This window comes from Alteromonas antoniana, from assembly GCF_019249295.1.
Classification (GTDB): domain Bacteria; phylum Pseudomonadota; class Gammaproteobacteria; order Enterobacterales; family Alteromonadaceae; genus Alteromonas; species Alteromonas antoniana.
In genome coordinates this window covers 46,502-63,742 of sequence record NZ_JAESDH010000022.1, presented here as the reverse complement: position 1 = coordinate 63,742, position 17,241 = coordinate 46,502, and the positions used below count along the sequence as shown (strand labels likewise).

Annotated in this window: 9 protein-coding genes; 4 read left to right on the top strand and 5 right to left on the bottom strand. The window is 47.8% G+C overall.

The genetic code is table 11. The features are described 5' to 3' along the window. Positions 1 to 49 precede the first annotated feature (49 nt). The 3 genes from JKP77_RS17200 to JKP77_RS17190 all read right to left on the bottom strand — a co-directional run bounded on the left by JKP77_RS17200 (position 50) and on the right by JKP77_RS17190 (position 8,893). The gene (locus tag JKP77_RS17200; RefSeq protein WP_218312398.1) at positions 50 to 6,409 is read right to left on the bottom strand and encodes a di-heme oxidoredictase family protein; all 6,360 of its coding nucleotides are present in this window, start codon (positions 6,407 to 6,409) and stop codon (positions 50 to 52) included. Positions 6,410 to 6,422: 13 nt separating this feature from the next. After that, on the bottom strand, positions 6,423 to 7,055 hold the full coding sequence (locus tag JKP77_RS17195) for a PEP-CTERM sorting domain-containing protein (RefSeq protein ID WP_218312397.1): 633 nt from the start codon (positions 7,053 to 7,055) through the stop codon (positions 6,423 to 6,425). 398 nt (positions 7,056 to 7,453) lie between these two features. After that, entirely contained in the window at positions 7,454 to 8,893 is a 1,440-nt protein-coding gene (locus tag JKP77_RS17190) for a DUF3360 family protein (protein ID WP_246601254.1), read from the bottom strand. A 448-nt stretch (positions 8,894 to 9,341) separates the two neighbouring features. Between JKP77_RS17190 and JKP77_RS17185 the strand changes: the two genes are divergently transcribed. After that, positions 9,342 to 9,698, top strand: a complete 357-nt coding sequence (locus tag JKP77_RS17185) for a hypothetical protein (protein ID WP_218312395.1) — start codon at positions 9,342 to 9,344, stop codon at positions 9,696 to 9,698. Positions 9,699 to 9,786: 88 nt separating this feature from the next. Continuing rightward, positions 9,787 to 11,844 (top strand): TonB-dependent receptor, encoded by a 2,058-nt coding sequence (locus JKP77_RS17180; protein WP_218312394.1) that lies wholly within the window; start codon positions 9,787 to 9,789, stop codon positions 11,842 to 11,844. Positions 11,845 to 11,863: 19 nt separating this feature from the next. Here JKP77_RS17180 and JKP77_RS17175 read toward each other — a convergent pair whose 3' ends face one another. Then, positions 11,864 to 12,223 (bottom strand): diacylglycerol kinase, encoded by a 360-nt coding sequence (locus JKP77_RS17175; protein WP_338024886.1) that lies wholly within the window; start codon positions 12,221 to 12,223, stop codon positions 11,864 to 11,866. A 171-nt stretch (positions 12,224 to 12,394) separates the two neighbouring features. Between JKP77_RS17175 and JKP77_RS17170 the strand changes: the two genes are divergently transcribed. After that, positions 12,395 to 13,507, top strand: coding sequence for a mechanosensitive ion channel family protein (locus JKP77_RS17170; protein ID WP_218312393.1), 1,113 nt, complete (start codon positions 12,395 to 12,397; stop codon positions 13,505 to 13,507). 193 nt (positions 13,508 to 13,700) lie between these two features. Then, positions 13,701 to 15,074: an MBL fold metallo-hydrolase gene (locus JKP77_RS17165; protein WP_218312392.1), complete on the top strand. Its 1,374-nt coding sequence runs from the start codon at positions 13,701 to 13,703 to the stop codon at positions 15,072 to 15,074. Positions 15,075 to 15,219: 145 nt separating this feature from the next. Here the strand turns inward: JKP77_RS17165 and asnB are convergent, their stop codons facing one another. After that, entirely contained in the window at positions 15,220 to 17,229 is a 2,010-nt protein-coding gene (asnB, locus tag JKP77_RS17160) for an asparagine synthase (glutamine-hydrolyzing) (protein WP_218312391.1), read from the bottom strand. Positions 17,230 to 17,241: the final 12 nt, after the last annotated feature.

The following is a 17,241-nucleotide window of genomic DNA, read 5'->3' as shown; positions in this document are numbered from 1 at the left end:
AAAAAAAGGGGCCTTGCGGCCCCTTAAGTTAGCTTTCTTAGTATTATTATTATAGTGAATTTAAGAAGCGCAGCAGTGCTGATTGATCTGCGTCACCAAGGCTTTCATAGGCAACACGCGAACTCTCAGATTCACCCCCGTGCCACAGAATAGCCTCTTCAATCGTTCGTGCACGACCATCATGCAAGTAACTGTGTTCTGGGCTGCACACTTCATTTCCCTGACCGCCGATTGAGTTTACCACGCCACCGGTTACACAGGCAGAAAGTCCTATGCCCCATAGTGGTGTAGTGCGCCACTCTGAGCCACTCGCCTGACCTTCACCAAGATTATCGGCTAATCCCTCACCCATATCATGAAGTAATAAATCAGTGTAAGGGTGAATAGTCTGGTCCCTTAACTCCGCTAAAGGGTGGAACTCGCTGGTTTGCATCGTTGGCGTGTGACAGCTTGCGCAGCCAATATCATTGAACAGCTGCTTACCCGTCTGAACCTCAGGAACGTCCAGGTCCCGTTGCGCCCGGACACCTAACAGTGAAATGTATTTGGCAAGTTCATCCAGGTGTTTATCAGAAACCTCTGACCCTGACGCACCACACACACTTTGATCTGTACCACAATCAGGATCGGGGAACATAGTGCTCATGACGCCCATGTCAGTATTAAATGCTGACGCAACCTGATGTTTGACAGACGTAGTACCGGCTTTCCAGCCAAAGCGACCTAAGCGGGTTTCTCCGGACAGAGGATCGATCACCCGCTGGGCTTTACCTGAGATGCCATCAGCATTGCTGTCTTCGGTATCTTCCATAGCCAGAATAGCGCTTTCGGGAATAGCTTCCAGTAAGCCTAAACCAACCAGTTGCGGTGCAATCCGTGCTGAAAAGCGTGCCGGGGTGCCATTACTAAATTGATACACAGGCGAACGTAAGCCGTTTTCTTCGGACCAGGAGGCAATAGATACCGTTCCTTCTCCGTCGGCACTATTATCGATACCCACATTTTTAGGCTGTAAAACATTTCCTATCAGCGGATCCGGATCGCCATTATTATCGGCTACCTTGAATACCCATTTATCCAGCGGTTGACCTACAGGCGCTGGTGCGGCCCGGCCGTTGCGAACGTGGCATCCTGCACAACTTTCTTTAATATAATGAGTGCCGGCAAGACCAACCACATCATCAAAGATCCCGTTCTCACCATTTCTCTCATCATGTCTGCCATCCACAAAACTGCTGTGGTGAACGCGACGGCCTTCTACAAATATCTGTCCATTGATATTAGATAGATTGGTAGCCATTTGCATAAAGTGGTTATCAGGTTCATTAGTATAGTTATAAGGCAGCGTAGTGTAGCCTCCTAACCAGCCTTCCTGTGCAATGGGGTAAGAATCTTCACGTTCGGAGCTTTTATCATCGAAGTCCCCAACCGTTTTCCACGGCACCATGCCCTGCCCCACGATGTACAAATAGGTGGTGCCATAATAATTCTCACGCCCTTCCGGAGGGGCATCCAGAAATTGACTGACTTCCACTTCCATTCGCTGACCAACCTGCAGTGGTAAAGAGCCACCTGACGGCTCCCAGTTTAATGGCCGGTAATCATCAATAATTACCTGATAGCGATACTGAACCCCTTCATCACTAATTTTATTGAAATTAAAATCATAGGTTCCGCTATCAACTTCAACCACAGCGCCGCCACCGAAATAGTTGCCATGATACTCTGCAACGGTATTCAGGCCGCGGTACCAGGCTCTGAACTCTCGTGCGCCCAGCTTCCATTCAGTGATAAAGTTAACTTCAATATGCGATCCACCTTTGGCCACATAATCGACAAACTCAAATTGTGCAGTTCGGTGTGTCCAGTAGTGAGATAAATAATGATCGTATATTTGAAACTGGTCTTCTTTGGCGTGACGGTCGCGACCGCGATCAGCAAAGCGTGTGACTAGTGCATCTCCACGGTCAAAGCTAATAGCCTGGTCCAAAGGGGTATCGTTATTAAACAGCGGTACCACCTCACCTAATTCAACAGTGTAATTCACCACATGCCATACACCATTAACGCCATCGCCATTAGTATCACCTACTTCAGAATCATTCTGGTAGAAATACAATGGACGCCCCTGGTAGGCAGCCTGTAACTGGCCGTCCTGGCGTTCGATCGTAGACAACTCTGCTACGCCGGACGCTGCGCCGTCACTCACCAGTAGCGGAGGCCAACTGGTAGCGCAGCCACCATTACATACGCTGGCTGAATAGGGGTGGTCGTTATCAAACACATATAAGGTGAAGCCACTCGCTGACGAGCCGTTTCCACCTACCAATATGTCGTTTACCGCTCTGACTTCATTCACTACAGTGACAATTTCACATCCCTGAGCATCGACATTGGCTCCGGGGGAGGTGTTGGGGCACAAATCAAACTCGTCGGATACACCGTCATTATCCGCGTCTGCTGTGTCAGGTAACGCACAGCCGTTTGCATCAACCGGGGTGCCTGGTGCTGTATCCGGACATTGATCGAGACTATCAACTACACCGTCGTTATCTGAATCAGTAACATCAGCGATAGTACATCCTGCTTCATTCACGTCCGCACCAGGTGGTGTGCCCGGACACTGGTCCTGGCTATCAATAACACCGTCGTTGTCTGAATCATTCTGGCCACCACTGCTGCCGCCGCCATCACCCATATAGAAGGTCTGCTGCGCGGTATCAATCGCACCGCCGGATGCTTGCAGATAGGTAAACCAGTACACAATTTCATCGCCACTGCTTAAATTGGAAAGGTTAAATATGTTTATGCCACCGGTGTTTTGCATCCTGACGTTTTGCTGACCGCCGCCATTAACAATGAAATGTACATCAGCCCAATCCGGTGTATTTACGAAGAAGTAAACGCTGGTATCACTGTCCTGGACAACGCCGGTTTCGGTGCTTACTGATACCGGGCAACCTGTTGCATCAACAGGCGTGTCGGCGGGTGTAGCGGCGCACTGGTCAATATCATCATTAACACCATCCCCATCAGAATCTGAATTGGAGAAAATCTGGCAGCCATTGGCATCGACGGAGACGCCATCAGGAGTACCCGGACACTGGTCCAGACTATCTGCTACCCCATCGTCATCGGTGTCAGGGTCTTCATTTGTTCCGTCACCAACCACAATATCATCAAAATAGAAGGTCCAGTTCGACGGATTGTTTTCCGCATCACCAACAACGCCTAAATCAAAGATAAAAGTAATTTGCGACAGCGAGCCCGCGACCCCGGTAAAGTCAAAAGATAGCGTTTCCCATCCGGAACCACCATGAGCCACGTTCCGCTCCTGAGCAATCCCTTCCAGCTTAAACAGCACATTGACTTCACGTGCTGACCATACCTTCATTGAAAAAACCGTGTCGTTAACTTCAACAGGCTGGGCCAATGTCAGTGTTGAGCCGCCCCACGGTGCTCCTGCAAACTTCTGCATAATAGACACCTGGGCGCTGGTATTGATACCCGCCGATTGTGGGTTGCCCAGCACATAGGACACCCCGCCGTCGAAGTTCGCGAATGTATAGCTCCCAGCTTCAGACTCAAAATCCAGCGCGAAGTTGTCTGGCTCAGGCCCGGAATTGCCGTCATCTTCACTTGCCGGATAGCTGATATCATCGTAGTAGAAAGTCCAGTTTGAGGGGGTTCCTGCCGCATCACCCATTACACCAAGGTCAAAAATTACGGTTATCTTGTTAACTCCGGTCCCGGATTCGCCGGTGAAGTCAAAAGCGAGTTCTTCCCAACCACTGCCGCTGTGTGCAACGTTTCGCTCAACGTTCATTCCTTCGAGTTTAAATAATACATTTACAACCCGATCTGAGAACACCTTCATGCGGAACACGGTATCTTCAATATCCAGAGATTCCGGTAATGTTAAAGTGGAACCTCCCCATGGCTGACCTGTGTACTTTTGCATCTGAACGACTTGTGCGCTGTTGTTCCCGGCATCTGAAGCCGGGTTTGCTACAACCGTAGAAACACCACCATCGAAGTTCACAAACTCATAACTGTCGGGCGACTGCTCAAAATCGACAACCTCGATATCCGGTACTTCAAATACTCCAATATCGTCGTAGTAGAACGTCCAGTTATCCGGATTTCCAGCAGCATCTCCCATAGTACCGAGATCAAATATCAGGGTGATTTGGGTCACACCGGTGCCAGACTCTCCATCAAAATCAAACGTTAGCAGTTCCCATCCCGCCCCTGAATGCGCCACACTGCGTTCAACCAACATGCCTTCAAGTTTGAATAACACATTAACCGGTCTGTCAGACCAGACATTCAGACTAAAGAGCGAGCTATCCACATCAATGGGGGCGTCAAGGGTAATTGTCGAACCACCCCAGTGCTGACCTGCGTATTTCTGCATTTGTACAACCTGACTACTGGCATTGTTTTCAGCGTTGTAAGGATTGTCGATAACAGTGGATACCCCGCCATCAAAATTAACGAAGTTGTACTCGCCCGCAGGCTTTTCAAAATCCATCAGAATACGGTTAGTCATACCATTGCCCGGTTCCACAGGCTCACCTTCTTTGAAGGCTACGTTATCAACACGGAAGACCGCTCCTTCGCCCTGCCCCCAATCAGGAAAAATCATGACAACATCAATGCCGTTAAGATTTAATCCAGCGCCAGCTAAATTACGCAATGGGATCGAATACCGACGCCACTCTGTTGTTGGCGTATCAATAACCACTACCGCCTCACTGCTTGCACCGGCCTGTTCGACTTTAAGGTTCCAACTTGCGCCGGCGTTAAGAGGAGCAGATATCAGTTTAAGATCGAATTCCAGCACGCCGTTTGCCAGCATGGGCGAGCCATCATATGCCTGACGCTCATCTGCCACATTCGTATTAAATCCGACGACTGTGGGTGTGCTTCCAATAGAAAACTCAACGGCGTAGCTATGCTCAGCATCGTCTGAGACAACATCAGGCGTAGTACCACCACAGCAATCCCAGGCAGGCCAGCCTGGATTAATCTCATTCTCGAAAATAACCAGTTCTTCAGCGATGCCATCAGACGGTGCAACAGGTACCGGAGCTGCGCCCTGAATTAACGTACCGCCATTTTCAACTGACTCATCGTATCCGGCATCTTCGCCTTTACAGCCCTGTCCATTCACAGGTGAAACAGAGCACTCATAAACGCGAACATAATCAATTTCGAATTTGTTATTTTCATGGAAGGCGCTGGGATCGATACCCCTACCGTGAACATTTTCCGGCCAGCTACCGCCAACAGCAAAGTTTAACAGCAGGTGGAATTTTTCATCAAAAGGTGCAGAGCTCCAGTTAAGTTCATTGTTGATTTCGGTATACCAGCCTTTATGCGCCAGACCATCCGGATATCCTTGCTGATTGTACGTCAGTTCAGACTGACGTTGAGTTGAATACAACACGCCATCAACATACCAGCGAATTTCACCTTCCTCCCACTCAATCGCGTAAACGTGAAAGTCATCCATCGGACTAACACCACCTGGTAGGGTATAACTTTTTCCCGAATTATCATTATCCGGCCAGGCCTTACCGTAGTGCAGCGTGCCATGAACGTCTTTTACCGTCTCTTGCGCACCTGCAGCTATTGGTGCTCCGAGATTTACGGCTTCAAAAATGTCTATCTCGCCGGAATTCGGCCATCCGCCATACACATTGTCGGTGGGGAGCATCCATATGGCTGGCCAGGCACCCTGGCCACCTGGTGCTTTAGCGCGTATTTCAAACCGGCCGTAAGTCCAGTCACCTTGGTATTTTGTTCTTAAACGTGCAGAGCTGTATGGTAAAGGCTGCCCTGTCTCAGGTTTGGCGACAATATTTAAAATACCATCTTCTACATAAGAGTTTTCAGGGTTGTCTGTGTAGCATTGTTTTTCCTGATTGCCGCCGCCGTCACAGTTAATTTCGTGCTCCCATTTGTTGAAGTCTATGCTGTCTCCTTCAAATTCATCACTCCACACCAGCACCCAGTCTGAAGCGTTGTGTTGCAACACGCTTGTAAAAGTAAGTCTGGTACGACGGTCAAAGGCAAACTTTGCCGTAACCATCATTGCGCTGTCAGCAGCCAGCTCCTGCATTGCAAACTCAATATAAGGTACACCGTTGCTATCAAGGCCGGCTGGATCCATAACCTCAAGCGACGCATCATCCAGCAGTAACCTGAAAGGCCCTTCAATGGTGTCACTGCCAGTATTTGTTAATGTTACCTGAACAACATAAACACCTTCGGCACGAATATATCTTGCCCGTGACTCAGACACCGTCACGCCGTCACTGATGGTTGCCCATTCAGCAAAAACAGATTGCGAAAACAAAAATAAGGTACACAGAGCACCTTTTAGAAACGTTGATAATTTCATAATAGCGCTCCGCCTAGCTTATCTGATTAGCGTGGCGATACTGCGCACAGTCACGTCGGCTTGCCAACAGGCCAATAAAGCCCAGCGCAAAAATAGCCATACTGGCAGGCGCTGGGACTTCAGCCGTAACTCTGTCTAAAGATACGTTACTGATCGATACCAATGACGTTGAGTCATCATCATCAATTTGATCGAATAAATAGAAAGACAGTCTCCAGTTCTGGTCGCTGTAGTTATCTAAAAGCGAAACCGTGCTGATGGTGAACACGTTTGACTGCATTGCATAACTGACGTCTGCAGGCATCAGCAGATCTACCAGATCAAAATCTTCATTCAACAAACTGATAAAAAACGAATCGTTGTTGTTTAGTTGGGAAGTGTCAAAATCAACGGTTAGCAGGTAATCAAAACCCGACTCAAATACTACGCTCTGGTATAGTTCTGCGTCGAAGTCCAAGTCATTTACAGAGAGGTTCACAGTGCAGTCATCAGGCAGTCCGCTTACGCTGATGTCGCCAGCACCCTGCTGTTCCCAGGCATCTAATGTACAACTGCTGGAAAAGTCTCCATTAGTAATTATTCCTGCTGTCGCCACGGAATTGCTTAATAGGAATACTGCTAAGATACTGCTTTTTATAAATTTCATAGTTAATGTCCGTAATAACGCATAAAAAAATTTAGTTCATATAAACAGCACCTTAGATACTACCGATACCGTTATCATAGGTATCCCTACTGATGTATGCGCTTACATTTTTTATGCTGTAAGCGCTTACAAGGATGGCTAAAAAGAGTATGTGAATATTTACCGACGATCAACATCAATTTAAAATTTAATTAACATGCGTAGCAAAAATGATCACTGAAAGGTATGATGATTAAGTGAGAACAGTGATAGTGATCTTTTACTCGCGCTGAAAAATTCACCTGTACCATGCGTAGTTAGGCACAGAAGTTTGCAGTTTGCGAGACTTGACTGATAAGAGGTGGAGCTGAAGAAAATGTAAAATGACCAGCGCGAGCCATTTGCCCGCGCTGATGAGCTTAATGTCTAAACCCTTCTACTATTGCCGGAATACCAGGTAGCAAGCCCACTATCGCCATGACGAGAGTCAGAACCACGAACATGATCCCAGGTATTATCCAACGGCTCATCTTTGATAGCTCTGCGCTGCGGTCTTTACAACCAATCAATCCAAGGTTATCCAGCAGCATGGTTAAAGACCAGCCAAATGCCGGGTTAACCAGAGATGACGCGAACACCACAATTGCCGCAGATTGCGTAGTTTTGCCCTCACGGGTCATTTCCATTCCTGCTTCAAGCAAAGGAATGAAAACGCCTACTATCAGGGCAACACACAGAACAGGCTCCCAGATCGCCAGATCCATCGGGTAGCCCCATATACCTGCAATAACACAAAATAGAGCGGTAAGTACGGCACCCGCGGGGATAGGACGCTTGGCGATAGCGGCTGGCACAATGTAGGTTCCCCAGGACGATGTGAAATTTGCCCCTCCCATCAGGGAACCCACGGTCTGGCGCACCGATGCGCTTACCATAGTGTCATCAATGTTCATCTGCACCTTCTCGGTTTTTGGTGGATAGCTGATTTTCTGAAAAACCTGATGTCCCAAAAAGTCAGGTGACCACATCGCTACGGCAAGCACCGCAAAAGGTAATACCACAATGAAGTTCTCAAGTGTTGGCAGGCCCAACATCCAGCCGGTGTCTTCGCCCCACCAATAAGCGGGATTCATATTAGGAAAACCGGGTGCCGTGTTAAATTCAAACGGCGCGCCCAGTAGAAATGCAAGCCCACCGCCAAGTAAACAGCTTAGTGGTACAGCCAGCCAGCGCTTTTTCCAGTGCTCCAGTAAGGCGTAAAGTAGTATGGTACAAATAATGACGATAAAGGCGATATGCGTCATTTCAATGCTCTCAGCCCAGGAATACAACTTTTTGACCTGAGATGTCGTGCCTATGAAGCCCAGATACAGCAATAGCCCGCCACACACACCTTTACTAGTAAGCTTTGCAAGCAAACTTCCGCCTTTGCTCACAGCAAGTAATAAGCCAAAGATCCCTATCAACAACCCGAAAGCCATTGGGTGGCCCCCCGCTGCAACCACAATAGGAATGAGTGGGATGAGCGGCCCATGAGTACCTGCCAGGTTGGCTGTAGGTAAGATGAAACCGGAAAATAGCAAAATAAATAACGCAACGATAATGAGTTCGTAGCGAACATTCTCCAGCACAAACGCATCACCGAGCCCCAGCTGGCCCGCAAAAGTAGCAGCAATCGCGCCAACCATAACCACTTTGCCGATGGTCCCGGCAAGGGCTGGAATGGTATCTTCCCATTCAAATCGATAGTCCCGAAACGGCAGGTTAGGACGCCACCGTTTAGGAGACATTACCTGTAATTCGTGCTCCAGGTAGTCATCACGCGTCGCGAAGTCAGAACGATCGCGGTGATGTTCCATGTAGGTATTGCCTGATTCACTGGTGACAGGGTTGTGCTTATTGTTTTTCGATCCGATGCTCATAATACTCCACGCGGTTAACTCATGTGGTGAGCATCGTAGAGCAAAAAAAAGCCCTCAAAAGTTACAGGTTTGTTTATCTTTTATCATTACATTTACATCGAAGTTGAATAAACACTCAATGATTTTGCGAATAAGTTGATTACTGTGTCTAAAACTCGGTATGACAAGAGCTTACTGTTAACGATATCGTTTCTTTTTCGTTATTGGGTGTTCACATTTATATTACATTCAGTTGTAAGCCATTAGTCGTAGGTCTCGCTTTTTCACGGTGTTTTGGCCAGAAGCATCGATCGTAAAGCGCAAATACTATACTCAGCTAATGGGGTAAATCTTTTTCAGCTGTCGTTCGTAATAAATACCACTATCAGCATATTATGGAGGACGCATGGCCCACGAGATAGAAGCGCAACATGCCAAGGCTCTGGCGCAGGTCATTGATCAGTCAGCTCACTGGAAGCTACAACCTGAAAAAAAGCCCCCGTTTACCAGTGTTGAGCAGGTGAACGATTATGTTATGACGCACAATGAACCACTGTATTTAAGGGTTCCACTGGCAAATGAAGATGAGCACCTGTTGGTGAAGGTTACGTCCAGCGATGCAGATATCGTTTTTTCTGCAATCAGCTTTGATAATCCCGCATCAACAAGAGTGCATATGTCACATTTAAAACTGGCAACCAGCTCGGTAACTGAAATGCTGAATGACTGCCTGCCGGAAGGTAAAAAAGTTGCCTCATTCTAAAAAACCGGAATAGTCAGGTTTTTCTGCATCCACATTGAATAGTAAGGCGTAAGGTTTTCTGAATTGAGTTTTTTTAAGGAAGATAATCTTGCGCACGCTCTCTCTAGCTATAAAAACGGCTGTTGTTACAACAGCCTTTATTGCCAGCCACCCTACCCTTGCTGCTGATCCTGAATCTGATGTGGAACGCATCAGAATTACCGGCGACGACAATTTTGAAGACGGTGCTTTCGTGTCCGCTTCTCAGGGCTGGGTATCCGGTGACACCATTAACAGCCGTCCAATGCTCCGCACCGGCGAAATGCTCGAATTTATTCCCGGCATGATGGTTACGCAGCATAGTGGGTCCGGTAAAGCGAACCAGTATTTTTTACGGGGGTTTAACCTTGACCACGGCACTGACTTTGCGACCAGTGTCGAGGGTATGCCGGTGAACATGCGAAGTCACGGACATGGACAGGGCTACTCCGATCTGAATTTTATTATTCCGGAAATGGTAGAAAGTCTTAGCTATTTTAAAGGCACCTATTATGCTGCTATAGGCGATTTCTCCGGCGCTGGCGGTGCCCACTTCTCATTAAAAGATTCCCTGAAGAGTAATCAGACGTTTTTCACCCTGGGCGAAGACGCGTACCAGCGCGTGGTTACTGTTAACCAGGCTAAAATCGGTGACGGAACAGGCCTAATTGGGCTGGAATATCAGGCATACGATGGCCCGTGGACAGATGTTAACGAAGACATCGACAAGAAAAATGCCGTTGTCCGTTATGCAACCCAACTATTTGACGGTGATTTTTCAGTTACCGCAATGGCCTACGACAACAGCTGGAACGGCGCTGATCAAATTCCCGGGAGAGCTGTAGAGCAAGGTCTGATTGACCGGTTAGGTTCAATAGACACCAGCGTTGGCGGAGAATCCTCGCGATACAGTTTATCTTCTCGCTATCAGTCTTCTTCGATTACCGCGTCGGCCTATATCATTGATACCGATTTATCGCTTTTTTCTAACTTCACCTACTTTTTGGAAGATCCGGTCAACGGTGACCAGTTTGAACAGGTAGATGACAGAACCATCTACGGCGGAGAAGTCTCCAGACTCTTTTCGCTGAGTGACAGCGATACCACTTACACGCTGGGTGTTCAGTGGCGACATGATGACATTGATAACGTCGGCCTTTACCCCACCACGCAACGAGAGAGAACGGGTATTACGCGGGAAGACAGCATCGACAGTTCGTCTTATGCGCTTTATGCGCAAACTAACTTTTCTCTTAGCGAGAATGCAAGCCTTACCCTTGGCGGGCGCTACGATTATATGGATGTTGATGTGACCAGTATGCTGGCACAAAACAGCGGCAGTCAAAGCGACGGGCTATTCAGCCTGAAAGGTGCGTTTAAGTATGCCTTATCAGATAACGCCACGGCGTTTGTAAGCGCAGGTCAGGGCTATCACTCAAACGACGCCCGTGGAGTGACTATCTCTGTCGACCCGATTACTGGCGAAGCCGCTGAGGCCGCGCCACTGCTTGTTCGCTCGCTCGGCTATGAGACTGGCGTGAACGTCACTGATGACAGAACGTACAACGTATCTGCTTCGTTATGGTATCTCGAGCTGGACTCCGAACTGGTGTATGTTGGCGATGCAGGCTTCACTGAGCCAAGCCGGCCTTCTGAGCGCTACGGTGCCGAGTTCAGTGCCTATTACTGGTTCAGCCATCACATCAATGCTGATATAGAAGCAGCCTGGACCCACGCACGGTTCAGCGATGATGTCGTTGGTGAAGGCGATCATATAGACGGAACGGTACCAGTGGTTATCAGCGCGGGCGCAAGTTGGTATCAGAATAGCGATCAGTCAGGCTTAAGTTATACAGTACGCGCAAGATATTTAAGCGAAAGAACTGTCGACAGCATGGACAGCGTAGAACCCCCTTCCATGCTCCTTATTAACACGTCGTTATCTTATGCAGCAGAAAGCTGGACAGTGTCTCTGGAATTACTGAATGCCTTTGACAGTGATGCGCATGACATTGATTACCTGTATGCGTCTCGCTTACCCGGTGAACCTGAAGATGGCGTTGAGGATCTGCACTATCATCCGGTTGAACCGCGTACAGCAAGAGTGTCATTCTCAGTTCGATACTAAGTAAAGAGGCTAACCACGGTTAGCCAAACACTATCAGCAACCACACAGTAACGGCCTGCACTAAGGCAACGAATACGGCTGCCGAACCAATATCTTTGGCTTTGGCGATGAGTATGTGAACTTCTGTACTCACTCTGTCAGAAAGCGCTTCGACTGCCGTATTCAATAATTCTGCTATCAGCACAATACACAGCGACATGATCATAATTACGCGCTCAATCGTGCTGACATTCATAAAAAAGCAAAGCGGTATCAGTAACATCATGGCAGCAAGCTCCTGCCTGATCGCAGCTTCACTTTGAAAAGCCGCTTTCAGACCTTTCATTGAATAAATAGTCGCGAACCAAATCCGGATAAACCCGGTATTTTTCTTCTCCACAGTGCTTTTTTCCTATTTTCTCACTGACAACGTTTTTCACTCAGTGTGACCACGAAAAATGACAGTTAAGTGAAAACTAATCGCTAAACCCACATGGTGCAACTATTGCAGCAGTAAATATCATGAAAGGGCGAATTGTCTCCCTTTTAAAATACTGCTCAGAGTAAATCAATGTACGTGGATGAATTTAAAGCACTTTTTCAATCACAGCATACTATTACTGCGCTGTCTCTGTTGTCCGCACTGGTGCTGCTGTTTGTTGCAAAACGCCTCATACTGGTGCGCTTGACAGAAAAAGCCCGTTCTCAGGAAAGCGGTATGGGCAGCTTTTATCGCGTACTTGTGCTGGCTCTGGACGCGCCACTTTCCATTATTATTTTTATCTTTATTTTATGGATGGGCCGCAATGTGCTGGAGTGGTTTGCTCTTGCCAATGACACCGTATTAACGGTTATCAGCCATATTGTAAAAGCCTCTCTCATCATTGCGCTTTTTGTTTTCGTCGAGCGTCTCTTTACCTATTCGATAATTCGTTATCAAAGCCGTTCTACCCTGGTGAAAAACTCATCCAGTATCGCCTCAGGTGCAATAAGAGCGCTGCTTGCCTGTCTGGCACTACTTATTATTCTTGGCACCATGGGAATATCGGTAACGCCTATTATCGCGTCACTGGGGATCACATCACTGGCCGTCGCACTGGCACTTCAACCTACACTGGAGAACTTCTTCTCTGGCATACAGCTTGTTATGGATAAACCTATCAGGATCGGCGACTTTATCGAGCTGGATTCAGGGGAACAGGGCTTTGTTGAAAAAATAGGTTGGCGATCAACATGGATAAGAATGCTGCCGAATAATATCGTGATCATGCCCAACAGCAAGCTGTCAAACAGTAAGCTGATTAACTACTACTATCCGGAAAGAGAGTTAAGCGTTCCGGTTGAGGTGGGGGTGCATTACGATTCCGACCTGGAAAAAGTGGAAGCGATATGTCTGGAAGTCGCTGAATACATACTAAAACACCATCATTACGGCGTTGATACCTACGAACCTTTCGTGTTGTTCCACACCTTCGACAACTCGAGCATAAACCTTACCGTTATGTTAAGAACGAAAGAGTATTTCAATCGCTTTTTTATCAAAAGTGCATTTATGAAGATGCTTAAAAAACGTTTTGATGAAGAAGGCATTGTTATCCCCTTCCCTATTACCGCGCTTAATTTAGATCAGGAAGGTGCGGCTGCCATTATCCAGAAAGCAAAACGCGAAGAACCTGCTGCCTGATATTCTTCAATGTTTTCTTTCATTTAAACATTAGGTAAATATTATATGTTTACCAGTAACTATTTTCACGGTAAGCCTGAAAACGGGGGAATGTGGATTTCTTTTTAGTAATATATTCAAGGATATAACTATACCCTGCCATTGGCATAACACTTGTAATGGTACTCCGGAATCGTTTAAAGGAGACCAGTCTATGTTTATTGAGTCTGTAAAAACCCCGGGAATTGCACATTTATCTTATGTCATTGGTAACGAGGGAAAGGCTTGTGTCATTGATCCACAGTTAGACACGGACACCTACTTATCCATAGCCGGCAAGCACAATTGCAGGATCACTCACATCGTTGAGACGCACCGAAACGAAGACTTTATTTCCGGTGCCCTGGCATTGTCTAACAGAACTCAGGCACCGGTTTATCATGGCGAACATGCTGACGAGACGGTGCAATACGCCAGTATTGCAAGAGACAACGACAGTTTTGAGGTTGGCAAATGGCTGTTAAAAGTCGTTGCAACGCCAGGCCATACGAAAGACAGTATTTCGCTGGCATGCTATGACACCAACCAGAGCAAGACTACGCCAATTGGTGTGTTCACCGGTGATACGCTGTTCGTTAACGATGTCGGAAGAACCGATTTCTATCCAGATGAAAAAGAACACATGGCGAGTGAGTTATATGAGAGTCTTCAAAAGCTGATTGCTTTGGGCGACCAGGTAATCGTGTATCCGGCACACGGTGCTGGCTCAGTGTGTGGCGGTGGTATGGCAGACAGAGAGTTCACAACCATTGGCTTTGAAAAGCAGTATAACCCACTATTATCGGTGCAGCAGAAGCCTGAGTTCATTCGTCAGAAAGTCACTGAGCATCATTACATTTCGCCCTATTTCAGTGAAATGGAGCGCGCTAACGTGACAGGTGTAGATTCGCCTGTATCTGACATGGTGATCCAACCCCTTCATGAACAGCGTGTACCACAGTGGCTGGCAGAATCGGATAAGCCAGGACTTCTTATTGATGTTCGTGCCCATGCGGCTTTTCGGGATAGCCACATACCCGGCAGCCTTAATTTGCCTGGCGATTTATTAAGTGCCTATGGCGGCTGGCTGTTGGACTATCAGCAACCTATCGCGATCGTTGCTGAGGATAAAGAGAGCGCACGCGCATCTGCAAAGCAGTTATGGCGCATGGGATTTTGCAATCTGTCCGGGTATTTAACTGACGTACCCTTTCCACTGACCCGCGAGCAGCAACACCAACATTCCATTGATACCGTCACGGCTGACGTTGTTGAAAAGCGCTTAAGTGAATTTAAAGAAAAAGACTGGGTGCTGCTGGATGTGCGAAAGCGTGACGAAGTGGAATCCATGGCCTTTCCCGGCGCACTCCATACGTACCTTGGACACCTGAAACAGTACAAAGACAAGTTTTCTGCCGACACACACTACACCTGCATGTGCGGAAGCGGTAAACGAGCAACCGTGGCAGCCAGTTATTTAAAAATGCTCGGATGTACACATGTCGATGTGTTTACTGGCTCACTTCAGGCCTGGGAAGCACATCAATAGACATGCAATGCAGAGCCGCCAATACCTTCGGCAGCGATGTCTTCGGCTACTCGGGAAAGATGGGTAACCTGCCCGCAGAAAAAGCAGGCATAAAAAACCCCGGAGATTTACCGGGGTTTCTACGTGATAAACAAAAATGCAGTGCCTATACCACCCAGTTCAGCGACTGCGCCTGCTCATACGCATACGCAGGAATATCCCGTTCAATAAAGTGATGATGCAGGATCATTACCCCCAAAGCATGATTCAGAATAGCATCTACCTGGACCTTTTCACTGGCATCGGTATCTGGTGATTCCTGCTTTTCGATTAACGTTTCCAGATAGTCAGCATCCAGCAACCCGGCTTTCTCTACCTTCTCACGGCTGGCGAACTGCTCTAACAAGCCGCGTAGCTTTTTCCATTTCTTCTCATCGGTATGCGCTGGCGGTGCCATAAAAGCGAACTTTTCGCGCTTATACAGGGTTTCAGGCAGTACGCCTTTCATTGCCTCACGAAGCACGTACTTTTCCTTGCTTCCGCGAATTCGCATTTCAGGCGGTATCGTAACTGCAAACTCGGCCAGTTTGTGGTCGAGGAACGGCGGACGAGCCTCCATGGAGTTGGCCATATCAACTCTGTCACCACCCCACGTAAGAATTTGCCCTTCCAGCATGGTTTTTATCCAGACATATTGCGCTTTATCCAATGGGTGTCTTTCGCTTAAAAACGCATCATCCAGCTTTTCGGCAATAGCTGTACCTGGCTCGTAACCTTCGATATTTTTCCGGTGCCCGCTATGAATAAGTTTTCGCGCGTGATCGGTGCAACCCAGCCAGGGTTGCAGGCAACTGGGCGTGAATCCGATCTTCTTATTCAGTTCGTCTGATACATACTCATCTTTTGGTAACATCGCGCCTTTAAACAACGAGTTAGATGTTTCCAGAGACTGCCGCCACTCTGTAGCCTGATTGGCATCAAGCCCTTCCATGCCATGTAAAAACATGTCCTGACGGAATGCGGGGTAGCCGGCAAATAGTTCATCGGAGCCTTCGCCGGTCAGCACGACCTTATAATTTACGTGTCTGACTTGCTGGCTCATCATCAATTTGGCAACGGCAAGTGTATTGTAAATAGTCCGTTCTGTGTGCCAGATAGTGCGCGCAAAATTGTTGTAAAGTAAGTCCGCATTCAGCTTCAGTATTTCCTGGTCCGCATCTACCGATTCGGCCATTTCGGTGGCAATATCCGACTCATCGTAATCGGCATTGTCAAAGCTGATTGTAAAGGCTTTCAGCGGCTCCTGTTCAATCCCTGACGCCAGGCCGAGAATCGAGCACGAGTCTATACCGCCGGATAAGTAGCAGCCTACCGGGACATCCGCATTTAATCTCACCTGTACGGCGTCAATAAGCTCACGGCGAACGCCCTCAATGTAGTAGTCATCAGTATGCTCTTTGCGAGTGCCGATTAACGGAAAATCCATATCCCAGTACTTGTGGGTTTCAATGTGAAACTCACCGTCTTTTCTGGTGATCTTCAGCATGTGTCCGGGTTCGACCTGCTGAATTCCTTTAAAGGCGGTAGTTCCTGGCACCATCACCTGTATTAGCTGGTGAAACAGTCCTTCCGAATCGAGTTCAGGCTTTACATCGGGGTGTGCCAGTACCACTTTCACTTCCGAACCATAGATAATGGCGTCGTCTGTTTGCGTCCAGTATAACGGCTTGATCCCAAAGCGATCCCGCACCAGATAAAGCGTATCCTCCATCTCGTCATACAGTGAAAATGCGAATTCACCGCGCAGACGCGTCAGCGTATCGTTCATACCAAACTTTCTGAACAGCGCCGGCAGTACTTCAGAATCGCTCTTACTGGTAAAATCAACGCCTGCAGCAATCAAGTCTGTTCGAATACGCTGGTATTCATAAAACTCGCCGTTATGGACACACATCGTCTGCCCTCCGTCCAGCCAGAAAGGCTGGCGACCGCGATTTTCATCCAGGTCAATAATGGACAGTCGGGCATGGCTCATTCCTATGCCCATGTCGGCCGGATTACAGTAGCCATAGCTGTCCGGGCCACGATGGTTCATTATCGCCGCCATATTAACCAGCGTTTGTGAATCAATGGCCTGAGATGGTGTTGAGGCAAATACTCCTGCAATTCCACACATTTATTCACTACT